The 22,554-nt window shown below is 40.9% G+C and carries 20 protein-coding genes and 1 pseudogene; 7 read left to right on the top strand and 14 right to left on the bottom strand.

What is annotated here, in order from left to right:
* Positions 1-93: 93 nt before the first annotated feature.
* The 6 genes from acnD to GNP35_RS12905 form a co-directional block, all read right to left on the bottom strand.
* A complete protein-coding gene (gene acnD, locus GNP35_RS12930) occupies positions 94-2,685 on the bottom strand; it encodes a Fe/S-dependent 2-methylisocitrate dehydratase AcnD (protein WP_155696502.1) in 2,592 nt (863 codons plus the stop codon).
* Positions 2,686-2,856: 171 nt separating this feature from the next.
* On the bottom strand, positions 2,857-3,978 hold the full coding sequence (gene prpC / locus GNP35_RS12925; protein WP_155696501.1) for a bifunctional 2-methylcitrate synthase/citrate synthase: 1,122 nt from the start codon (positions 3,976-3,978) through the stop codon (positions 2,857-2,859).
* A gap of 143 nt (positions 3,979-4,121) precedes the next feature.
* A complete protein-coding gene (prpB, locus tag GNP35_RS12920; protein ID WP_155696500.1) occupies positions 4,122-5,000 on the bottom strand; it encodes a methylisocitrate lyase in 879 nt (292 codons plus the stop codon).
* A 53-nt stretch (positions 5,001-5,053) separates the two neighbouring features.
* Positions 5,054-5,725, bottom strand: coding sequence for a GntR family transcriptional regulator (locus GNP35_RS12915; RefSeq protein ID WP_330997856.1), 672 nt, complete (start codon positions 5,723-5,725; stop codon positions 5,054-5,056).
* 161 nt (positions 5,726-5,886) lie between these two features.
* Entirely contained in the window at positions 5,887-7,197 is a 1,311-nt protein-coding gene (locus tag GNP35_RS12910) for an alpha/beta hydrolase-fold protein (protein ID WP_155696498.1), read from the bottom strand.
* Between the two features lie 20 nt (positions 7,198-7,217).
* A complete protein-coding gene (locus GNP35_RS12905) occupies positions 7,218-8,090 on the bottom strand; it encodes a peptidylprolyl isomerase (RefSeq protein ID WP_155696497.1) in 873 nt (290 codons plus the stop codon).
* 106 nt (positions 8,091-8,196) lie between these two features.
* On the opposite strand from GNP35_RS12905, the gene GNP35_RS15875 reads away from it, so the two are divergent.
* A complete protein-coding gene (locus tag GNP35_RS15875) occupies positions 8,197-9,276 on the top strand; it encodes a mechanosensitive ion channel family protein (RefSeq protein WP_155696496.1) in 1,080 nt (359 codons plus the stop codon).
* 165 nt (positions 9,277-9,441) lie between these two features.
* Here the strand turns inward: GNP35_RS15875 and GNP35_RS12895 are convergent, their stop codons facing one another.
* The 8 genes from GNP35_RS12895 to cyaY form a co-directional block, all read right to left on the bottom strand.
* Positions 9,442-10,662: a heme biosynthesis HemY N-terminal domain-containing protein gene (locus GNP35_RS12895; RefSeq protein WP_155696495.1), complete on the bottom strand. Its 1,221-nt coding sequence runs from the start codon at positions 10,660-10,662 to the stop codon at positions 9,442-9,444.
* A complete protein-coding gene (locus tag GNP35_RS12890; RefSeq protein WP_155696494.1) occupies positions 10,655-12,052 on the bottom strand; it encodes a uroporphyrinogen-III C-methyltransferase in 1,398 nt (465 codons plus the stop codon). Before GNP35_RS12890 ends, GNP35_RS12895 begins: the two co-directional genes overlap by 8 nt.
* A 7-nt stretch (positions 12,053-12,059) precedes the next feature.
* A complete protein-coding gene (locus tag GNP35_RS12885) occupies positions 12,060-12,887 on the bottom strand; it encodes a uroporphyrinogen-III synthase (RefSeq protein WP_155696493.1) in 828 nt (275 codons plus the stop codon).
* Between the two features lie 3 nt (positions 12,888-12,890).
* Entirely contained in the window at positions 12,891-13,832 is a 942-nt protein-coding gene (gene hemC, locus GNP35_RS12880) for a hydroxymethylbilane synthase (protein WP_155696492.1), read from the bottom strand.
* Between the two features lie 87 nt (positions 13,833-13,919).
* Complete coding sequence (locus GNP35_RS12875) at positions 13,920-14,351, bottom strand: DUF2914 domain-containing protein (RefSeq protein WP_155696491.1); 432 nt, start codon at positions 14,349-14,351, stop codon at positions 13,920-13,922.
* 9 nt (positions 14,352-14,360) lie between these two features.
* Entirely contained in the window at positions 14,361-15,533 is a 1,173-nt protein-coding gene (locus tag GNP35_RS12870; RefSeq protein ID WP_155696490.1) for a vWA domain-containing protein, read from the bottom strand.
* Between the two features lie 3 nt (positions 15,534-15,536).
* Positions 15,537-16,373, bottom strand: coding sequence for an AAA family ATPase (locus GNP35_RS12865; RefSeq protein WP_155696489.1), 837 nt, complete (start codon positions 16,371-16,373; stop codon positions 15,537-15,539).
* A 22-nt stretch (positions 16,374-16,395) separates the two neighbouring features.
* The gene (gene cyaY, locus GNP35_RS12860; protein ID WP_155696488.1) at positions 16,396-16,710 is read right to left on the bottom strand and encodes an iron donor protein CyaY; all 315 of its coding nucleotides are present in this window, start codon (positions 16,708-16,710) and stop codon (positions 16,396-16,398) included.
* A 71-nt stretch (positions 16,711-16,781) separates the two neighbouring features.
* Between cyaY and lptM the strand changes: the two genes are divergently transcribed.
* From lptM to GNP35_RS12830, 6 genes and pseudogenes are all read left to right on the top strand, one after another.
* Entirely contained in the window at positions 16,782-16,982 is a 201-nt protein-coding gene (lptM, locus tag GNP35_RS12855) for an LPS translocon maturation chaperone LptM (protein ID WP_155696487.1), read from the top strand.
* Between the two features lie 88 nt (positions 16,983-17,070).
* Positions 17,071-18,322 (top strand): annotated as a pseudogene (gene lysA, locus GNP35_RS12850) (diaminopimelate decarboxylase).
* 13 nt (positions 18,323-18,335) lie between these two features.
* A complete protein-coding gene (gene dapF, locus GNP35_RS12845; protein ID WP_155696486.1) occupies positions 18,336-19,166 on the top strand; it encodes a diaminopimelate epimerase in 831 nt (276 codons plus the stop codon).
* A complete protein-coding gene (locus GNP35_RS12840; protein WP_155696485.1) occupies positions 19,163-19,819 on the top strand; it encodes a DUF484 family protein in 657 nt (218 codons plus the stop codon). The genes dapF and GNP35_RS12840 overlap by 4 nt, the downstream gene beginning before the upstream one ends.
* Positions 19,820-19,823: 4 nt before the next feature.
* On the top strand, positions 19,824-20,756 hold the full coding sequence (gene xerC / locus GNP35_RS12835; protein WP_155696484.1) for a tyrosine recombinase XerC: 933 nt from the start codon (positions 19,824-19,826) through the stop codon (positions 20,754-20,756).
* An 81-nt stretch (positions 20,757-20,837) separates the two neighbouring features.
* On the top strand, positions 20,838-22,496 hold the full coding sequence (locus tag GNP35_RS12830) for a response regulator (RefSeq protein WP_155696483.1): 1,659 nt from the start codon (positions 20,838-20,840) through the stop codon (positions 22,494-22,496).
* The last annotated feature ends 58 nt before the right edge of the window (positions 22,497-22,554 follow it).

The following is a 22,554-nucleotide window of genomic DNA, read 5'->3' as shown; positions in this document are numbered from 1 at the left end:
TTCCTCCTTATGTTTGTATGAGATGAAAAGCGGCAAGTTAGACTCACCGCTTTATATTAGAATCTTAACCGGATATACCAGTTAGCTCATAATTTAGCTGTGTTGAGATTCTAGGAAGTCTTGTGCAAAACGTTGTAATACACCGCCAGCAGCATAAATAGAAACTTCTTCTGCAGTGTCTAAGCGACACTTAACCGGAACCTCAACAGAACTGCCATCTTTGCGATTAACAACAACTGCTAACGTTGCGCCAGGCGTTGGTTCGCCTTTAACGTCATAAGTTTCAGTGCCGTCTAAACCTAATGTCTTACGTGTTGTGCCAGGCATAAACTCAAGCGGTAAAACGCCCATACCAATCAAGTTAGTACGGTGAATACGCTCAAATCCTTCGGCTACAATGACTTCTACACCCGCTAAACGAACACCTTTAGCAGCCCAATCTCGAGAAGAGCCTTGACCGTAATCGGCACCCGCAACAATAATGAGCGGCTGCTTGCGTTCCATGTAGGTTTCAATCGCTTCCCACATACGCGTTACTTTGCCTTCAGGCTCAATTCGAGCAAAAGAACCTTGCTTAACCTGTCCATTCTCTTGAACCATTTCATTCAATAGTTTTGGGTTGGCAAAGGTGGCACGTTGCGCCGTTAAGTGATCGCCTCGGTGCGTTGCGTAACTGTTAAAGTCTTCTTCCGGTAAACCCATTTTATGTAGGTATTCGCCGGCTGCGCTGTCCATCATAATGGCATTTGAAGGCGATAAGTGATCCGTGGTGATGTTATCACCAAGCACAGCTAACGGACGCAAGCCCTTCATTGTGCGTTCACCCGCTAACGCGCCTTCCCAATAAGGAGGACGACGAATGTACGTGCTTTGCGGACGCCAGTCATATAATGGGTCGTTATCTTCACCATAATCTACTGTTAGGTCGAACATTGGCTCGTAAACCTTACGGAACTGCTCAGGTTTAACGCTCGCTTTAATTACTGCATCAATTTCTTCATCATTTGGCCACAAGTCTTTAAGAGTAATTGGGTTACCGTCTTTATCGTGTCCTAAAATGTCTTTTTCGATGTCAAAGCGAATTGTACCGGCAATAGCATAAGCAACAACAAGTGGCGGTGATGCCAAGAAGGCTTGGTCTGCATGAGGGTGAATACGGCCATCGAAGTTTCTGTTACCAGATAAAACCGCGGTGCTGTATAAATCACGATCTTTAATTTCTTGCGCAATTTTAGGGTCGAGTGCGCCACTCATACCATTACAAGAAGTACAGGCATAAGCAACAACACCAAAGCCTAGTTGCTCTAGTTCAGGCAATAAGTTTGCCTCTTCTAAATACATAGTTACGGCTTTAGAGCCTGGCGCTAATGAAGACTTAACCCAAGGCTTGCGCAACAGGCCATGTTTATTTGCGTTTCGAGCTATCAGGCCAGCAGCAACCATGTTGCGTGGATTACTGGTATTAGTACAACTTGTAATAGCCGCGATAATAACTGCGCCATCTGGCATTTTGCCTTCTTCATTCTCAACAATGCCAGCAATACCTTTTGACTTTAAGTCAGTGGTTGCAACACGAGCATGAGGATTTGAAGGGCCAGCCATATTACGAACAACACTAGAAAGGTCAAACGTCAGAACACGTTCGTATTCGGCTTCAACCATTTCATCAGCCCAAAGGCCAGTTTGTTTTGCGTAGTTTTCAACTAATTTCACTTGGTCGTCTTCACGGCCAGTTAGCGTTAAATAGTCAATAGTTTGCTGATCTATGTAGAACATTGCAGCTGTGGCACCAAATTCTGGTGTCATGTTGGAAATGGTCGCTCTATCGCCTAGCGTTAGTGCATTTGCGCCTTCACCAAAGAACTCTAAGTACGAAGAGACAACACGTTCATTACGTAGAAACTCTGTTAACGCTAAAACAATATCTGTACTGGTGATGCCTGGCTGAGGTTTGCCAGTTAGTTCAACACCAATAATATCTGGTAAACGCATGTAAGACGCACGGCCTAACATTACGCTTTCTGCTTCAAGACCACCAACGCCAACCGCAATAACACCTAACGCGTCAACCATAGGTGTGTGGCTATCGGTTCCAACTAGCGTGTCAGGAAAGGCAACACCATCACGGTTTTGAATAACCGGTGACATGCGTTCTAAGTTAATTTGGTGCATGATGCCGTTACCTGGAGGGATAACGTCAACGTTTTTAAATGCAGTTTTAGTCCAGTTGATAAAGTGAAAACGGTCTTCGTTACGGCGGTCTTCAATGGCGCGGTTTTTCTCAAACGCGTCTTTTTCAAATCCTGCGTGTTCTACGGCTAACGAGTGATCAACAATTAACTGCGTTGGGACAACCGGGTTTACTTTGGCCGGGTCGCCACCTTTTTCAGCAATGGCATCACGTAAGCCAGCTAAATCAACTAATGCTGTTTGGCCAAGAATATCATGACACACAACGCGGGCAGGGAACCAAGGGAAATCTAAGTCGCGTTTGCGCTCGATTAATTGCGTTAATGAGTCCGTCAGTTTATCTTCCGGGCATTTTCGTACTAGGTTTTCTGCTAGTACTTTTGATGTATAAGGTAATTTTGCATAAGCGCCTGGCTTAATGGCATCCACTGCTTCTTTAGTATCGAAAAAGTCGATACCTGCATTTGGTAGTGGCTTTCTGTAATTCATATTCATTTTAATCACCAATTCATTGTATGAATGAATGTTGTTTGGTTTTATAAAAAAGAAGCAGGAGTTTAAAAGTCCCGCACCTTTAGAGCATCAAAGGCTTTAAAGTGTTGAGCCAACAAATGTTTGTAAACTCAATTTAAAGCCTGACGTTAGGGGGTTGCTATTGTCGAGATATTAACGCTCTGCAATTGGCGTTACAGGACGTAGCTCTTCGCCAGTATAATCTGCAGAAGGGCGAATGATGCGGTTATCAGCACGTTGCTCCATAACATGTCCAGCCCAACCTGTAACGCGAGACATTACAAAGATCGGCGTAAACAATGGCGTAGGGATACCCATGAAGTGGTATGCAGACGCATGGAAGAAATCGGCATTACAGAATAAGCCTTTTTCACGTTTCATTACTTCTTCACAACGAACCGATACTGGGTATAAAACCGTATCGCCTACGTCTGCTGCTAGCTTTTCAGCCCAACCTTTGATGATTTCGTTGCGAGGGTCAGAGTCAGAATAAACCGCGTGGCCAAAGCCCATGATTTTTTCTTTGCGCTCAAGTTTGCCCATCATTTCTTGTTCGGCATGATCAGCAGATGTGAAGCCTTCAATCATTTCCATCGCCGCTTCGTTTGCGCCACCGTGTAATGGACCACGTAAAGAGCCAATCGCACCAGTTACACAAGAGTGCATGTCTGACAATGTTGACGCACAAACACGTGCAGTGAATGTTGACGCGTTAAACTCATGCTCAGCATAAAGAATTAAAGACACGTGCATTACTTGCTCATGCAATTCATTTGGCTTTTCACCGTGAAGCATATGTAGGAAGTGCGCGCCAATTGAGTCATCATCTGTTTCAACATCAATACGAACGCCATCGTGTGAAAAGCGATACCAGTAACAAATGATGCTTGGGAAGCTTGCTAATAAACGGTCAGTAACGTCTTGTTGTTGATCAAAGCTAGTTTCCATTTCTAGGTTACCAAGCATTGAACAACCCGTACGTAATACATCCATTGGGTGCGCGTTTGCAGGGATGCGCTCTAGTACATCTTTAAGTGCTTGAGGAAGACCACGCATACCGTGAAGTTTCTTCTTATATGCATCAAGTTCAGACTGAGTTGGCAGGTTGCCTTTTAGAATGAGGTACGCCACTTCTTCAAATTGACAGTTGTTCGCTAAATCTTTTACGTCATAACCACGGTAGGTTAAACCTGAACCTGACTTACCAACGGTTGAAAGGGCTGTTTTACCTGCAACTTGACCGCGAAGACCCGCGCCACTTAATACTTTAGCCATGATTTCTCTCCTGAGTTAACCTGTTAAATTTATTCATGTTGAGCGCCTTATTTACGACGCTTTATTATTTTTTAAGCGAGCCAAAAATTGACTCACTTTTTATCTAGTTGTACTAATCAATATTTATAAATTGACTGTTTTTATTACTTGTTTTTGCCTTCGGCAAATAATGAATCTAGCTTTTGCTCGTAGTCGTGATACCCAAGGTAATCATACAAGTCCATACGAGTTTGCATTGAATCTACTACGGCTTTTTGATCGCCATCGTTCAAAATATGTTTATAAACATTCTCAGCAGCCTTATTCATTGCGCGGAACGCACTTAATGGATAAAGAACCATGTCGCAGCCCCATTCACCTAGCTGTTCTTTATTCCAAAGTTCAGTTTTACCAAACTCTGTGATGTTCGCTAGAATTGGCACATCTAACGCTTCAGAGAATGCACGGTAATGATCTTCTGTTTGCACAGCTTCAGCAAAAATACCGTCGGCACCGGCAGCAACATACGCTTTAGCACGGGCAATAGCCGCTTCTAAACCTTCTTGTGCAAAAGAATCTGTACGCGCCATGATAAAAAAGTCTGGATCAGTACGAGCATCAACGGCCGCTTTAATACGGTCAACCATTTCAGCAGTAGACACGATTTCTTTGTTAGGACGGTGACCACAACGCTTTTGCGCCACTTGGTCTTCCATGTGAACGGCAGCTGCACCAGCTTTTTCCATATCACGAATGGTTTTGGCAATATTAAATGCGCCACCCCAACCAGTATCAATATCCACCATTAATGGTAGGTCACAGGCAGATGTAATGCGCTGTACGTCAACAATAACGTCATTTAATGAAGTCATACCTAAATCAGGCAGACCATATGATGCGTTAGCAACACCGCCACCAGAAAGGTAAATAGCTTGGTGGCCAATTTGTTTAGCCATCATTGCTGAGTACGCGTTAATTGTGCCTACAATTTGTAGAGGTTTGTTGTTTATTAATGCTTGGCGAAACTTCTTACCTGCGCTCATGCTGTTCTCTCTTTTTTGTTAAACCTATTGATGACATTTAATAGCAATGTCGGTTAATTTGATTGCATCGAGATTAATTTGTTCTCGATATTATTTTTAGAATAAAGGATGTGTCGACGCATTAGCATTTCAGCGAGTTCTTCGTCGCGGTTACTAATGGCCTGAACAATATGTTTGTGCTCATCAAAAGCAGTAGTGACTCGAGGGCCGGCCATGCCTAGTTGCACACGATACATGCGAACTAAATGGTAAATTCCGTTAATGAGCATATCGATCAAATGCTGATTTTTACTGCCTAATATGACACGGTAATGAAAGTCTAAATCACCCGCTTCTTGGTAATAAGACTCACCATCTTTAACCTTGTCAAAATGTTTGCTGAGGAGTTTGTTAAGGTCGGCAATTTCTTTATCCGTCATGTTTTTAGCTGCTAGTCTGGCGGCCATACCCTCTAAAGATTCGCGGACTTGATAAAGCTCGATTAAACCTTCTACCGATAACGTTGCAACACGAGCGCCCACATTGGCTTTGCGTTCAACTAGAAAGCTAGACTCCAATCGGTTCATAGCTTCGCGGACAACGGCTCGGCTGACACCATACTTTGTCGACAACTCTGCTTCGCTTAATTTTTGTCCAGCAGCAAGGTCGCCTTCAACGATATCCGCTCTTAATTTAATAAAAGTCTTGTCTGCCGCGGTAACTGGCTGTTCAAATGGAAGTGTAATTTTGCCCACAATCAAACTCTAGGTTTTGTAAATTGTAGACAATATAGGGGCGAAGAGTAAAAAAATCAAACATTAGGACAAAATTTAATAGCTAGAATATTTGGGTTGTCGACAAAACTGTATTGAGAAATTGACAGCTTTGCCTTTCGTTAAAACGGGCTCTATGGTTTTAAGCCGTTTACTTCCCATGCTGACCATTTATTTGATTTAGCTAATTCCTGCGCGCGCAGGTACATGGCTTTTGCGAGTTCAGGTTTATTCTGTGCTTGCAGTACATCAGCCTTAGCTTTGTACCATTCTGGCATTTTTTTAGCGGCGAGTTTTACTTGTGCAATAATCGCATCGGCTTTACTAAGTTCACCGGTTTTTATTAAACCATTGGCGAGTTGAATAGCAACTTGTGCGTGTGAGTTTGGGAATTGTTTATGGACAGCGTTAAGGATTTCAGAAATTTTATCCGTTTGTTCTGACCAAAAAACATATTTACTAAATTGGTAAGCTTGTAACCATTCAATTTGAAAGCCAGCCCATTGAGTGTTTAATGATTCAAAATATTTCAGCACAGCTTTATAGTCGCCCAACGCTGCAAGCTCACCGCCGTCTTTGCCATATTCAGGTGCTAAAAACTCTAAGCCTTTTAGTAGCGCAGGCAATCCTGTGGAAAAGTGGTTTTCTTCAGGTATAGATGCAAAAGTCCAGTTATCTATCGCTGGATTTACTTTTATGGCGGTAACTAATTCTGTAACGCCCATGCCTTGTTCATTCGCAACGGAAATAAACAATGGCTTTTTATGGGTTTTAGCTGAGTTTGAAGCGTCCATTGAAGCAGCTGGTATTTGTTTAAATCGCTGAATAATAGACATGTCGTCATACCAAACGCTTGGGCTCATGGCTAAAAAAGCACTAAACGGTGAGCTCGAATTTAAGTAGTTATTGAGCACAAATAAGCCACCTAAAGAATAGCCAGCTATGGCCCGTTTATCGTTGGTTCTAAACGCTTTATCTATAATTGGCACTAGCTCTGAATTAACGTATCGGTCAAACTTCTGAATACCGCCATATTCTGGCTGTGCTTTGTTTGATTGAGCCGCATCTGCATCTTCATTTTTAACTGTGCCAGGGTCAATCGACCACGTTGTATGATACACGTAGTCAGGATCACTTAAGGTCGCAACACCAACCACAATCATTGGTGGCATTTTTCCCATGCGGGTTAAATGTTTAATGGTGCTGGCTACATGTAAAAAGTGAAAGTCAGAATCAACGATGTAAAGAGTAGGGTACTTTCGTATAGTGCCTTCGTAGCGTTCAGGCAACGACACTTGGTACTTGCGAGGCGCATTAAGCACTTTAGAGTTATGCCAGTACTCTTCACCTATCACGACTTTAGAAGTGTCTGCTGCATAGACAGATTGACTGCCCGACACCAATAGAAGTAATAACCCTAGAAAAGCTAAAAGTGAAATATGCATGATAGAGCTCCGGCTTATCGTTAACCTATTTTAATACTTGGCTGATAATAACAAACGTCAACATTGCCATTGCCCGGGTATACCAAAAATGGGCCAGGGTTATGTTTGGCATTGTTAATTCGTTTTATAAACTTATCAGACTTAGTATTAGCAATACGAATGTTTTTTTGTTGTGCTTTTGATAACGATGAACCAATAGCCGCACTAAGTATTTTTACTTGTTCAGATTTAGGTTTAACAATGCCGCCTTCTGCTCGTTCTCCGCGATTCATTGCTTGCACAATTGACATGCCATGAACAACTCTGCCAATTACTGACATGTTTCTATCAAGATGGCGAGGTGCTTGTCCAATAACAATGTAAAACTCAGTAGACGACGAATCTGGGTCGTTGTTTCTAGCCATCGCTACTGCGCCAGGGCAATGTAATAACCAACGCTCTTTTGTAGAAGGGTCTTGGCCTGCAGGGAAGTTATGCCAGTAGCCTGTTTCAGGTGCGAGCAACGCAGGCGATTGCACAACTTGAAACCCCGATTGCTCATTACTCACGTTGGTAAACTCAGCCGATATAGGACGACGAAAATTCGATTTTTTACTCACACCCTTTTCATAATCCATTTCGCCAGCTTGAGCCACAAAACCATCAATGACTCGGTAAAAGCTTTGGTTATGATAAAAGCCTTCAGTTACTAAATTTGAAAACTGTTTGGCGGCCATTGGTGACTGTAAGTCAGTTAATTGAATAATAACTTGGCCAATATTGGTTTCCATATAAACAAGCGACGATTGCTCTACAGGAAGGTACTCCGGCTCTGCGTTAGCGCTTGTTGAAAATGCAATAAACTGGCTGGCGATAATAGATAGAGTGAAAACAGCAGCGGTCCAAAGTTTCATTAATTTGCCTTAATTATTATTGATGTTGGCTTATCACGGTTGCGTAACCGTGGTTTTTATATAACCTAACGTTATTCTTAAAAAAACAACTGGAAGATTCGCAAACGTGGACTTAGTAAAAGACTTTTTTAATCCAGATAATATCTACTTCATTGAGCTAATGACGCTGACAGTAACGGCAATTACGTTATTAGTACTTCGTGCGGTGAAAAGTAAGTTACATGCACAACCTCAAAATAAAATTTGGGGAGCCAGTTTGTTTTCGCTTTACCTTCCGGCAAAGTCCTTTCTAATTTTCCTTACCTTGTGGCATGCGCTTAAACTTGTGAATCAGTTTTGGGTACTCAAATTAGGTCTATCTGAAATGCCAGTAATACCGCTTCTTATTGCGGTTCATATGAGTTGGTTTGGCTTTAGAGTCGTAAATACATTGGAGTTCGCGTTTCTAGACTCTTCTGAAACGGGTCGATTAGATCAAACGGCCATTATTGGCGTTGCTAAAGTATGTCGATTATTACTTATGGTAATTTTAGCCATTGTTGCATTTGATTTACTAGGTTTAGATGCCAGTGGCTTAATTGCCTTGGGCAGTGTGTCAGGTGCCGCATTGGCGTTTGCCTCAAAAGATTTAGTATCAAATTGGTTCGGCGGCATCATGTTATACATGGATAAGCCTTTTAAAGTTGGCGACTGGATTTGCTCACCAGATAGAGAAATTGAAGGCACGGTTGAATACATTGGCTGGCGAATATCTAAAATTCGAACTTTTGATATGCGTCCGTTATACGTGCCTAATGCCATGTTTAATAATATCGCAGTGCAAAACCCGTCAAGAATGACTCACCGTCGTATCAAAGAAACCATAGGGGTGAGATACGATGACATCAAGCAAGTAAACGTCATTGTTGAGGATATAAAAACCTATTTGAAAGGCTCAGAACATATTGCTCAAGACCAAACTATTATTGTTAATTTTAACGGATTTGGCTCATCAAGCTTAAACATCCTCGTTTATTGCATGACAGTCACTACATCTTGGGTAACCTTTCATGAACATAAGCATACAGTGCTGTTAGCCATAGCAGATATTGTTGAGCAACACGGTGGAGAGTTTGCGTTCCCAACTCAAACATTACACGTAAATGCCGAACTTGAATCAGGACCAGAGCCGGAAATTAGAAAGTAACTATTATTTAGCAACTATCATTTAGTAGGTATCAGTTAGCAAGTGTGAGTTTATAAATATTAGTTGGTAGTTATAAGTTAGTAGGTACCCGTCTCTAGGTAAGAGTTATTCGATATCGCCCAGTAAGCTAAACCATGTTAGGCCAAGCTTACTGGGGATTACTCACTAAAGAGAGTGATACACTTCGAGGCTTTTTTGTGTTTCGCCTAACAATGCAAGTTCTTGCGCAAACAGTTTAGTGTCAGTAGCGTTGTTTTGGCTGTAAACCACTTTCTGTAAAGCTTGTTTAGCCAGTTGATGATCTCGTTGACCGGCAGCTAAATATCCTAATAAAGTTAACAACTCTTTGTCGTCGGGCGAATTTACTAAGTGTTTTTGCACTCGCCCAAATAAAACATCCATTTGCACAGAGTGATTAAGTTGATAATAGCGGCGGATTATATTTAGTATAAATTTGTTATTCAGAACCTTCTTTTGCTCTAAAATTAACGATTCTACTTTGTCCGACTGTTGTGCTTTTGACAGTGCAGACAAGTAAGCAAATAGCAGCGCAGGTAATTGTCTATTAGACTTATGCAGCCCTTGCCACGATTGTTCCAACTGATTTAAAGACTTCTGAGCTACGAATGAAGAAAAGCCTCTTTCAAACCAAGTTGTAAGTTGTGTCTGCCAAGCTTCAAAAACAGGCTCTGAGCTTTGCTTTTTAATTTGTTTATTTAGCTTTGGTAGCAATTCATCAACTTCTTTCCAGTTATGTTGATAAATATTCACCTCTAGCCATAACTGTTGAAACGCAATGGTTTGCTTCAATACGGGCGTGCTAAGTGTGTTTAATAGTTGTTCAGCTTGCTGATAGTCTTTGGATTGACAAGCCAATACTAATTGAGAAAACGGCACGTTAGACTTATCAAAGGTTAGATTATTCGCATCGTCTAAGTTAGATAACTTTAGCTTTTCTTGAACATTTTTAGTCACTGTTTCGTTATTTGCATGAGCGGCACACACTAAGCTCAATGCTTTTGCAGATTCAATTCGGTCGGTGCGACGAACTTTTAAAAATTCCTCCGCAGCTAAATCCCATTGACCTAATGACATAAGGTTTAAGCCATTTTGATAAAAACTGGTGCTCTTTTTTGCGTGAAACTTTTGCCACCACTTACTGGGCCAAATTAACATTAAAAATAGATATTGAATCAGTTTAACCACAACGTAAATTGCGACAGCGATAATGATCAATGCCGCGATAACTTGAAAGACAGAGCCTTCAAGAGTCCAGTTAGCAAACGAGATTAAAACGTAGCCCTGCTCGCCAGTTAGGCTCGACGCAAAAAGAAACGCGCAAACAATGAGTGCTAACGCCAGCAGTTTTTTTAGCCAACTATTCATTGCCGGCCTCCGTGATGCTTTGTAGATTCAATTGTTGTGCAACGTAAGCTTTTAAAAGAGGTTGTGTTGTTAAACCAGCAGGCAGTTGCAATTCAACTTGTTTGTTTTGAATTGCTTCAAGCGTGGTAATTGCTGATATAACCGCTGGGCTAGATAAATCAAAATATTGGCGTAACCAGGTTAAAGACTGATCGATGCTAGTTTGATAAATTTTCTGTTTGTAATTTAGACTCGCGTTTTGCGCCGCCAATAACTGACTCGTAACATTAGCTCTTACAAACCATTGTTGTTTAGGCGGTAATTCAGGTTCAATTGGCGTATCTCGACGAGTAATGGTGACAAAGTTACCCATAAATCGCTCAACGCTATTTGCTAGGTTTTGCTTCCAATCACTGATGTCTTCCGAAACTTGTGGTTTGCTTTCATTAGCGACAGGATCTGGTGTGTATTTTCGAGCTAAAGGTAAAGTTTCTAACTGGCTTATAACGCCAGATATCGCTAAAAATGAAGACTCTGTATCAGGTTGAACAATGCTATTTAGAACCGCAATGTCTTCACTAATCGCAGTGCGAATGTAAAACACACTTGGATCTTGCATTGCCACTAGTCTTACGTTGGCAGCTAATAACAATTGTACAGCCGTCGCTGTGTCTTTTTCGATCAATAAGCGGTGCTCTGCTAAGTTAACCAAGTATAAACTTTCCGCTGCGAGCCATGTATTTGGTTGGCTTTGGCCTAATTCTTTAATTCGATTATTAAGGCTTTGCAAACTTTGCTGAGTATTAAGCACAAAGTCATTGCCACGCTGTTGATTCAGTTGCAACTGCGCCAAGTTATCTTGAACGTTTTGCAACGTATTTCGAGTTTGTTGATAGCTTTGTTCCGCAAGCGTTTTTGTTTGCTCTAGGTCTTTCTGTTGTGTTTGCGTAAATTGCTGAGCTTGCCACCATAAATATGCCACACCGGACACTGCAACAAGGCTAAATAGGAATGCAAATAAAGCTAACCAACTAAATGGTTTTTTAGTTTTCTTTGCCGGTACACGAGATGAAGTATTGTGTGTTGAGCTTGAACCCGAACTTGAACCTGAACCTGGGCTCGAGCTTGGCTTCACGTCTGGCTTAGAGCTTGATGGCTTCTTTGTCTCTTGGCTTGAAGACGTTGGCTTTGAGGACGCTGCTGATAACGCTGCCTGAGCTTTTAACTCTGCTTCTAGCTTTTCTATTTCAGCGTTGGCCTTTGCGGTTTTTTGATCGGCTTTGCTCTTTTCTTTGTTCTTCTCTTTGCTCTGCTCTTTGTTCTGCTCATTGCTCACGTCAGACTGAGTGTTCTTTTCTACTTTTGAGTCTGCACCCGCTTTAGGTGTTTTATTGTCCTTGCCTTGCGCCATAATCGTCTCACTTCGCCAATCGTTGGATACTATTGATAATAGAAGAATTGTTCATTTGTTCACAGATAATAATACGAGAATCATCAATTCCCTTTGTCTGTAAATATACCTTTATTCGAGGGCTAAAAACTAGCCATTGCCATTTATTTAAATATTGGGGGAAGTTCTCCGGATCATTTAGCTCCCCATGCCTACTCTTATCTAGAGCTAGCTGCAATCCATTTACCAGTGCGTTAGCAATATCAATGCTGGTGGCCAATAGTGTTTGAATGTTTGTCCAAGGCACAGACAAAGCTTTAAAATCATTCGGGATTCGTTTATATAGTGACCACTCGCTTACCTCAAACCCTCTTTCAATTAAAGTGTCTTTAATTAGTTCACGGCCATCATTACCTTTAACAATAATCGCGCTTTGTATTGTATTGGCGTGATTAAATGCAGCCATGGCTAACAAGCCGTCGCTGTCACTTTGAAGTGGGTAATGGATATTTGTTTTTGGAATTGTTAATAACTGAGCTAGGTACTCCGCTGTGCCTTCACCTACCGCAAATAGTTGTTGGTGACTTTTAGCTGCGTTTAATAGCTCAGGGTGTTTGTTAATAGCCTCAAAAAACTGCTTAACCGCATTTTTACTAACGAAAATAAACAGGGTGTTTGATGATAGTAACGCATTAAAAATAACAGAAGGTTGCGGTGTAGGTTCAATGGATATAGCCGGGCTATGGATTGATGAAATGTTAGCTTCATCAAGTAAAACAGTCAGTTCCTCGCCCATTGGAGTAGGGCGAGTATTTAGTAACTGAATAGATTGAGGTTGCTCGTCTTGTGAGCTCATTCACTAACCTTCGGCGTAAACGGCTTTCAAAATTACGTCAGCCCCTTGCGCTAATAGTTTGTTGGCAAGTTCAGCACCTAATGCTTCGGCGTTAGACACAGGACCTTCAATGGAATCACGAATAATGGTTTTACCGTCTAAGCTTCCCACTAGGCCTCTAAGCGAAATGGTATCGCCCTCTATTTCTGCATAGCTACCAATTGGTACCTGACAGCCACCTTCAAGTCCGCGGTTCATGGCACGTTCAGCCAAAACTCTTGCTCGTGTTGGTGCATCTTCAAGTGCGGCTAACAATTGTTTAATTTCTGTGTCATTACTACGACATTCAATACCCACGGCACCTTGTCCGTTGGCAGGTAGTAATAACTCTGTAGGTAAATACTGTTTAATACGCTCAGGCATTTCTAATCGAATTAAACCGGCTGCTGCTAAAATAATGGCGTCGTACTGACCTTCATCAAGCTTACGTAAACGCGTATTAACATTGCCTCTTAAGTCTTTAATAACAAGGTCTGGACGTAATGACTTTAATTGACATTGGCGGCGTAACGACGACGTTCCTACTACCGCACCTTCTGGTAATTCATCAAAGTTAGCATGGTGGTTACTTACAAACGCATCACGAGGGTCTTCTCGTTCGCAAATTGTGTTTAGCATAAGTCCGTCGGGGAACTCTACAGGCACGTCTTTCATTGAGTGAACAGCAATGTCTGCACGATCTTCCAACATGGCTACTTCTAGCTCTTTAACAAACAGGGCTTTGCCACCAATTTTTGCCAAAGGAGTATCTAAAATTTGGTCGCCTTTAGTGGTCATCGGCACTAATACAACATTAACCGAAGGATGAGCAGCTTCAAGCTGCGCTTTTACATAATAAGCTTGCCACATGGCTAACGCGCTTTCACGGGTGGCGATTCGAATTTCGGTTACAGAAGTCTGGGTCATAAAATAACTACTAACGGTTGGATTAACATAAGAAAGTGTCGCTAAGACTACCAGTTTTAGCGACACTTCTAAATAATAAAGTGTGGATTAATAGGTAAAGGTTGTGCTCGCGATTACTCGGTTTTGCTCATCAACCGCCTCGACCAACCAAGTGCCTTTTAGGATTGGCACTAAATTTTTACTTGAGTAAGTACGCCATCTATTTGAACCAATATTTAGCGAAACCTCGGCCTGTACTTTACCATCCAAAGACCAGCGGTGAGTGATGCTTTGCCCTGATAAGTCAGTTACTTCCGTAAAAAAGTAAACTTTAGCAGTATTTTCATCAATGGCTGTGGCGTTAAGATTATCCACCGGTTCGCGATCAGTCACCTCAGTGGTTAATACCGCTCGCTGAATAAACTTATTAGATAATTGGTCAGTCTCATTCGCGATTAAATGAGTAGAGCCTAGTAGGGCAATGAGCCCAATAAAAAAGCCAGCTATGCGAGTCGATGTCACATTATTTTTGTTATTCATAAAGAATCCCTAACTTAAATGTTTAATTGCTCGACCAATTCCATCTACCGTCAATGGAAACATCTGATCTTTAACGAGTTGCCTCATTAAACCAATAGAGGCGTAAAATGACCAATGTTGCTCTTCTTGTGGGTTTAACCATGCAACTTTGTCAAAGTGATTAAGTACTTTGTTCATCCAGTCGGCACCAGACTTTTCATTCCAGTGTTCTACGGAACCGCCAGGCATCATAATTTCATAAGGACCCATAGTGGCATCACCAACAAAAATGACTTTGTAATTACTGCCGTAAGTCCTAATTAACTCGTCTACATCTAGGCCTTTGTCATAACGTCTGGCGTTATCTTTCCAAACTTGCTCATAGAGACAGTTGTGAAAATAAAAGAACTCTAAATGTTTAAATTCACCGTGTGCCGCGGCAAAAAGTTCTTCGCAGATATGAATATAATCGTCCATAGATCCACCAACGTCAAAAAACATCAACACATTCACCGCATTGTGTCGTTCAGGTTGGGTTTTTATATCCAAGTAACCCGCATTGTTAGCGGTGGCTCTTATGGTTTGTTTTATATCTAGCGTTTCACTATTGCCTGTGCGGGCAAATTTACGCAGTTTTTTTAAGGCTAATTTGATGTTTCTTGAGCCAAGGGCGTTGTCTTTATCAAGGTTTTGAAACTCGCGTTTGTCCCAAACTTTAACGGCTTTACGATGACGACTTTCGTGTTGGCCAATGCGCACACCTTCTGGATTGTACCCGTAGGCGCCAAAAGGCGATGTGCCACCAGTACCAACCCATTTGTTACCACCGGCATGACGCTCTTGCTGTTCTTTTAAGCGTTCTTTCAAGGTGTCCATCAGTTGATCCAGACCACCTAAAGACTTCAGTTTAGCTTTGTCTTCATCGCTTAATTGCTTTTCAAACTCTTTTCTAAGCCAATCTTCAGGAATGATGTGTTCGCTTAAATCAATATTTTGCACGCCTTCAAAGTAGTCGGCAAAAGCACGATCAAAGCGGTCATAGTGGATTTCGTCTTTTACGAGGATCAACCTTGAAAGATGATAAAACTCTTCAACATTGGCAAAAATAACACCCTTTTTTACCGCTTCAATTAAGTCCAACAGCTCTTTTAAAGATGTTGGGACCTGATACTTTTTTAGCGTTAGAAAAAAATCGATGAACATAGCTTAGCTTTTTCTTCTGCTCATAAAGGCCAGTTTTTCTAATAACTGTACGTCTTGCTCATTTTTAAGCAACGCGCCAAATAAAGGCACCACGCTTTTATCTTTATCTAGTAACACTTCTTGTGATACGTCGTCGGCAATTAACAGTTTTAACCAATCAATCAATTCTGATGTTGACGGCTTTTTCTTTAGGCCATTTAATTCACGCAAATCAAAAAACACTTCTAGTGCTTCGCGAAGCAAAGTGGCTTTAACGTCTGAGTGATGAACATCAATGATTTTTTCCATTTCTTCACGAGTTGGAAATTGGATGTAGTGGAAAAAGCAACGGCGCAGAAATGCATCCGGTAACTCTTTTTCGTTATTTGAGGTAATGATCACAATTGGTCTTTGTTTAGCAGCAACTTGCTGTTGAGTTTCATAAACAAAGAATTCCATTTTATCGAGCTCTTGAAGCAAGTCATTTGGAAACTCAATATCGGCTTTATCTATTTCATCAATTAGCAAAATAGGGCGTTTATCAGCTTCAAAAGCTTGCCACATTTTACCTTTTACAATGTAGTTACCAATGTTGTGTACACGCTCGTCGCCAAGTTGGCTGTCTCTTAATCGTGAAACGGCATCGTACTCGTATAAGCCTTGTTGAGCTTTAGTGGTGGACTTTATATGCCATTGAATAAGTTCAGTATCGAGTGCTTTTGCAAGCTCTTCAGCCAACTGGGTTTTACCCGTTCCAGGCTCACCTTTAATTAAAAGTGGCTTCTCAAGCGTAATAGCAGCGTTTACCGCTAAGCGAAGTTGTTCTGAAACAATATAATTATCAGTACCGTTAAAAACCATGCTGTTGATATCCTAACTGCGATTAACTAAAAGAAATGGCGGTGCCAGCTTGTTTAGTGCCAGCGTCATTTAATAGTGTGAACAGCTCTACGTCGGTACGATTATCTATCCATACGCCATCTTTATATTCAAAGTGATGACCGTTAAATTTAGTGGCTACCCAAATTTGATGAAGAGGCGCTTGTTTGTTGATAATGATTTTTGTGCCATTTGGAAAAATCACTTCTAAAATGCCGCCGGCCGTCTCGTAATCTAAATCAAAATCAATTTCGTCAATGTTGTCTTGAAGTTGATTTAAAAGGTCATCGGCTAATTGATGATATTGGCTGTCATTCATAGTAGTTTCCTATTGCATTTACGGATTATGATGCGATTATAGGCGGCAATTAAAATAGATACAGTAAAAACATGACTAGTCGACTTAAATCCCGCATTTTCAACGTCTCGCCTCTTATTGCCGTGTTATTTTTAGCTGGCTCAATAACGGCCTGTGGACAAAAAGGTCCGTTGTATTTACCCGGCGATAAACCGGAGAAGCCAGTAGAATCAAAGGCTGAAGAAAAAGAACAACCGTCTACTGCAAGTAAACCGGTAACTTCAACCCAATAAAACCCTTAATCGGTTTTGGTATATATACTAAATAAAAAGTATAACCGATTAATAAAACAAGAACTTATAAAAGATAGAGCTTAGTACTGTGGATTATTTTAACTTTACCAACCGTCGCCTTCTTGCCGAAAACGTAGACTGTCAGCACATTGCGGAGCAGTTTGGCACGCCCTGTTTTGTCTATTCAAAATCAACAATTGAACGCCATTATTTGGCATTTGATGATGCGATGAAAGGTTACCCTCATTTAATTTGTTATGCCGTAAAAGCGAACTCAAACATTGCGGTTTTAAACGTACTTGCAAAAATGGGCTCTGGTTTTGATATTGTTTCTGGTGGCGAATTAGCAAGAGTCCTGCACGCCGGTGGCGAAGCAAGTAAAGTTGTATTTTCAGGCGTTGGTAAAACCGTAGAAGAAATTAAGTACGCATTAGACGTAGGCATCAAGTGTTTTAACGTAGAGTCAGAAGCTGAACTAAAACGAATTGCTGCAGTCGCCAAAGAACATAATAAAGTGGCGCCTATTTCTATCCGAGTAAATCCTAACGTTGATGCGGGTACTCACCCGTACATTTCTACAGGACTTAAAGAAAACAAATTTGGTATTGAATTAGAGCAAGCCATTTCACTATTTGAATGGGCGAACCAACAACCATCATTAAGTGTGCAAGGTGTGGATTGTCACATTGGTTTCGCAGCTTACTGAGATTGCTCCGTTTTTAGATGCGCTTGATGCGTTAATTGACCTTATTGGTAAATTGCAAAGCAAAGGTATTGAATTAAGCCATCTAGATTTAGGTGGAGGTTTGGGTGTTCCTTACAACGGTGAAGCGCCGCCTCATCCAAGTGAATATACTGCTGCTCTTATGTCTAAGTTAAAGGCTTACCCTAACTTAACTATTATTTTTGAACCTGGCCGTGCCATTATGGCCAACGCAGGAATCTTGTTAACTAAAGTAGAGTATTTAAAGCAAAACGCGGACAAAAACTTTTGTATAGTTGATGCTGCAATGAATGACTTAATTAGACCTGCGCTTTATTCAGCGTGGCAAAAAATTGAACCTATTCACCAGCAGGACCTACCGGTTAAAAGTTATGACGTGGTTGGCCCAGTTTGTGAAACTGGCGACTTCCTTGGTAAAGACAGAGAGTTGTCGGTAATGGCTGGAGATATTTTAGCCGTGCGTTCAGCGGGGGCTTACGGCTTTACAATGAGCAGTAATTATAACTCTCGTCCAAGAGCTGCAGAAGTCATGGTAGATGATCAAAACGTTCATTTAATTAGAAAACGTGAAACCATTGAGTTCTTGTGGCATGGTGAGTCGGTAATCACCGATTAATTTGGGAAATAAAATGTTGTTAAATTTTACAAAAATGCATGGTTTAGGTAATGATTTCATGGTGGTAGACGCCGTGACGCAAAATGTATTTTTGTCTAAAGATCAAATTAAAGCGTTAGCGAATAGAAATTTTGGAATTGGTTTTGACCAGCTACTAATGGTTGAGCCTCCTTATGACCCAGATTTAGACTTTCATTATCGGATATTTAATTCAGACGGTACCGAAGTTGCTCAATGTGGCAATGGTGCGCGTTGTTTCGCTAGATTTGTTCAGCTGAAAGGCTTAACAAATAAGTCAGCCATTAAGGTAAGTACTAAGTCTGGCAATATGGTGTTGTATCTTGAGGGCGAAGATAAAGTGACGGTAAATATGGGACGACCTGTGTTTGAGCCGAAACAAATTCCTTTTATTGCCAATCAACAAGAAAAAACCTACTTGTTAAAAACGAGTCAAAAAACAGTAATGACAGGCGTGGTTTCTATGGGCAATCCGCATTGCGTTATTGTGGTTGATGACTTAGATGATACTGATGTATTGGCTTTAGGCGCAGAGTTAGAGCCGCATGAACGCTTTCCTGAGCAAGCCAATATTGGTTTTATGCAAATTATTAACAGTGAACATATTAAGCTAAGAGTCTATGAGCGAGGTGCGGGTGAAACCTTGGCTTGTGGCAGCGGAGCATGTGCTGCTGTGGTAGTTGGTCGAATTCAGGATTTACTTGGCAGCAAAGTTCAAGTAGATTTACCGGGTGGAAGCTTACATATTCGTTGGCATGATGAATCGTCACCGGTCAAGATGACTGGTCCAGCGCAATATGTGTTTGATGGACAAATACATTTATGAGTAAACTCGTTACCCCAAATCTAGATGATTTGGTTTTAGATGCTGACTTAGTAAAGGAATACCTAGAGCAAAATCTAGACTTTTTTGCTAAGTACCCAGAGCTAGTAAATCAACTGCAGATCACGCATGTGTCTCGCGGTGCGGTTTCGCTATTGGAAAAACGCCAAGAAATGCAGCGTGCTAAAATCACTCAGCTAGAAGAAGAGCTAACCACCTTAATTGGTAACGCTCGGGTTAACGAAGTTATTTTTAAAGCGATTAGTGAAATTTATATCGCTCTGGTTGGCTGTGACAGTATTCAGCAATTAGAAGATACAGTTAACAAGATTTGCCAAGAGCATTTATACCTTGTTCAATTCAGACTATTACAACCTCAAGACGAAGCCTACCTACACTTACAAGCTAAGCTGGGTGATAGAGGTACTTATTTAGGCCGAGTTTCTCAAGAATTAATGGAAGTGGTTTTTGATGAAAAAGCGCAATCCATTGCCTTAATTGAAGTAGTTCATGAGTCTGAAGATACCGAAGAAATTTTTGGAATCGCAGCCTTTGGCGCCAAAGATGCCGACCATTTTCAACCACAAATGGATACTTTCTTTATCCGAGAATTAGCGCGTTTGTTAAGCCGTCATTTTGTTCATTTAGTTCGTTAAAACCATGCCTTTTGAATTGGAAGAATATCCAGTGTCGCTGGGTGTTCCTCTTCAGCGTTATCTCAACTACCTTAAAAACGAGCGAGGTTATTCTAAGCATACCCTTGCCTCATACACTCGAACACTTTGTCATTTGTGTAAGCACTTACTAGAAAACCAGATAAATTCATGGGAACACGTAAAGCCTGATGATTTAAAAGGCTGGTTAATGGTCTTTAGGAAGGAGCAATTAAAGCCCTCATCAATTCAAGCAAAGATTTCCGCATCTAAAGGTTTATTCAAATATCTATTGCAAAAGCAGTTAGTTAAAAACGATCCCAGCGAATTACTTATGGCACCCAAAGCGGGTAGAGCCTTACCTAAAAATCTCGCAGTAGATGAAATGGACGTTTTGCTGTCCTTTGTACCTGAGACCACCATTGAATATAGAGACAAAGCCATGTTAGAGCTTTTTTATAGCAGTGGTTTGCGACTTTCTGAATTAGCAATGTTAACGATTGGCAATATCGACCTAGCAGAAAAGCAAGTGAGAGTATTAGGTAAGGGAAAAAAAGAACGTGTATTGCCGATAGGCCGAATGGCGATTAAAGCTTTGTCTGATTGGCTGTCAGTTCGTATTGAATTTAATAAATATCAATTGGATGCGTTGTTCTTAAGTCAGCTAGGAAATTCAATATCGGTAAGACAAATTGATCAGCGATTGAAGCACTGGGCCAAGCAACAAGGGATTCATAATATCGTCCACCCTCATAAATTACGACACTCCTTTGCCAGCCATATATTAGAATCTAGTGGCGATTTAAGAGCTGTGCAGGAGTTGCTGGGGCACGAAAATTTGTCTACAACGCAAATATATACGCATTTAGATTATCAGCATTTGGCGTCGGTTTATGACAGTGCTCACCCTAGGGCTAAAAAAAAGCCAAAAAATAAATAAGATTAATATGTTTGCTAATTTAGGAACTATAATGATCAGTCTTATAAAGTAATAAATACCCGAACGGAGATCCAGAAGTAAATGGAGTTTGAAGGTTTAAAATCGATTGAAGAGCTTAACGTATTAATAATTGATGACAATTTACTAGTGCATGATTTATTAAAGAGAGCGCTTTATGACCTAAATATTCGTAACGTGAGATGTGCGGAGAACGCCTACTATGGACTTAGGTTATGCGCCCAAACTCGATTTGACGTGGTTATTTGTGCTTTTAATGTGAAAAGCGATAAAGATGGTTTTCATATTTTAGAAGAAATGAAATTTAAAGGGTATGTCTCAAAAAGTACAATCCTCATATTTTTAAGCTCTGAAACCGATGAAACATTAGTTAACAGTATTTCTGAACTTCAACCCGATGACTTTTGGGTAAAACCATTAAACACAGGCCACGTAATAAAACGTCTTTCCTATGCGATTGCGGTTAAGCGCAAGTTATTTAACGTGTTTGAATGTATAGATAATCGTGATTTTGGCAAAGCTATTTACTACATAGAACGCCACTTATTAAATAAAGACTTAAAAAAATATCATATGCAACTCACGCGCATTAAAGGCGAGTGCTTGTTGTCTTTAATGGAATACAATGACGCTGAGGAATACTTCAGAGAGCTTTTACAGCATAGCAAAAACTCTTGGATGTACCTTGGTTTTGTTAGCGCTCTATTAAAACAAAACAAAATTGAAGAAATTAAAAAACTGCTGGAAAATTTAACTACGAAAGTGGAAACCCGTTTTGCCACTTACGACTTATTAGCTCAGTTTTATGTTGAAAATGAAGATTTTGTGCAAGCATACGAAACCATTAAAAAAGCCGCAGCACTCGCACCTCGAAATATTGCACGAAACAAAAAGGTATGGGATTTAGCAAGGTTAAATCATGATCAGCGCGAGCAGTATAATGCTACCGTGATGATGGCTAAACATGCCAAAAAGTCTATTCACGACTCTCCTGAGCTCTTATTGAATGTCATGCGTTCTTGTATCGACTTAGCATTGTCTGTAGACGCTGCAGAGTCATTTGAACTGTTAAGCCGAGTAGATAAGTATATTGCTGAGCTTGAAGCCGACTACGATGATATAAGCCACTTTAAAGAGCAACTTGTTATAGTGCGAGCAAGAGTGTTGACTGCAAGGGAAGAGAAGTCCAAAGCAGAACGTCTGGTGGAGCTGCAGGTTTCATTACGTCCAAACAATTCATTGGAAGACAACTTAGACAAAGTAAAAGTGTTCCATGAAGTCGGCATGAGAGAAGAAGCCTTAGATTTATTAGAGGCGGTTAAAAAGCAGATAGCTTGTGATTCACTAGCGGGTGCAGTAACCAGTAAATTTGTTGAGCAGGAAGCAAAAGAAAAGTCAGAAATTCATTTTACTCCAAAACAGCTTAATAGCATGGCAGTGGAGTTCTTTAAGAAGAAAAAAATGACGCCCGCATTGCGCTCACTTGAGCAAGCACTTCAGCTTACACCTCGAAATGTAAAAGTGGCGCTGAGCCTCTTAAAAGTATTAGTTGCTATTCATCGTAGTGAAGGTTTAGATGACTCACAGAAAGAACTAGCATCAAGTACGATAAACGCGTTACATGTTGGTGATCTTGATGATACGCAGATGATTCATTTTAATGAAATTGTGAATGAGTTGGCGTCGGCCATTGATGAAGGTAAAGCGACCGCTATCAGTTAGCGTTTATACAAACCTCAGAGTTTCAGTGGAATATAAAAGAGCCAAGTTTATTAAAGAT

The organism is Psychrosphaera haliotis (assembly GCF_009728465.1).
Lineage (GTDB): Bacteria > Pseudomonadota > Gammaproteobacteria > Enterobacterales > Alteromonadaceae > Psychrosphaera > Psychrosphaera haliotis.
This window is presented reverse-complemented; position numbering and strand designations above follow the sequence as displayed.

Coding starts and splice junctions, on each gene's coding strand:
- acnD (WP_155696502.1), bottom strand. CDS start 2,685: ATGAATATGAATTACAGAAAGCCACTACCAAATGCAGGTATCGACTTT.
- prpC (WP_155696501.1), bottom strand. CDS start 3,978: ATGGCTAAAGTATTAAGTGGCGCGGGTCTTCGCGGTCAAGTTGCAGGT.
- prpB (WP_155696500.1), bottom strand. CDS start 5,000: ATGAGCGCAGGTAAGAAGTTTCGCCAAGCATTAATAAACAACAAACCT.
- GNP35_RS12910 (WP_155696498.1), bottom strand. CDS start 7,197: ATGCATATTTCACTTTTAGCTTTTCTAGGGTTATTACTTCTATTGGTG.
- GNP35_RS12905 (WP_155696497.1), bottom strand. CDS start 8,090: ATGAAACTTTGGACCGCTGCTGTTTTCACTCTATCTATTATCGCCAGC.
- GNP35_RS12895 (WP_155696495.1), bottom strand. CDS start 10,662: ATGAATAGTTGGCTAAAAAAACTGCTGGCGTTAGCACTCATTGTTTGC.
- GNP35_RS12890 (WP_155696494.1), bottom strand. CDS start 12,052: ATGGCGCAAGGCAAGGACAATAAAACACCTAAAGCGGGTGCAGACTCA.
- GNP35_RS12885 (WP_155696493.1), bottom strand. CDS start 12,887: ATGAGCTCACAAGACGAGCAACCTCAATCTATTCAGTTACTAAATACT.
- hemC (WP_155696492.1), bottom strand. CDS start 13,832: ATGACCCAGACTTCTGTAACCGAAATTCGAATCGCCACCCGTGAAAGC.
- GNP35_RS12875 (WP_155696491.1), bottom strand. CDS start 14,351: ATGAATAACAAAAATAATGTGACATCGACTCGCATAGCTGGCTTTTTT.
- GNP35_RS12870 (WP_155696490.1), bottom strand. CDS start 15,533: ATGTTCATCGATTTTTTTCTAACGCTAAAAAAGTATCAGGTCCCAACA.
- GNP35_RS12865 (WP_155696489.1), bottom strand. CDS start 16,373: ATGGTTTTTAACGGTACTGATAATTATATTGTTTCAGAACAACTTCGC.
- cyaY (WP_155696488.1), bottom strand. CDS start 16,710: ATGAATGACAGCCAATATCATCAATTAGCCGATGACCTTTTAAATCAA.
- lptM (WP_155696487.1), top strand. CDS start 16,782: ATGACTAGTCGACTTAAATCCCGCATTTTCAACGTCTCGCCTCTTATT.
- dapF (WP_155696486.1), top strand. CDS start 18,336: ATGTTGTTAAATTTTACAAAAATGCATGGTTTAGGTAATGATTTCATG.
- GNP35_RS12840 (WP_155696485.1), top strand. CDS start 19,163: ATGAGTAAACTCGTTACCCCAAATCTAGATGATTTGGTTTTAGATGCT.
- xerC (WP_155696484.1), top strand. CDS start 19,824: ATGCCTTTTGAATTGGAAGAATATCCAGTGTCGCTGGGTGTTCCTCTT.
- GNP35_RS12830 (WP_155696483.1), top strand. CDS start 20,838: ATGGAGTTTGAAGGTTTAAAATCGATTGAAGAGCTTAACGTATTAATA.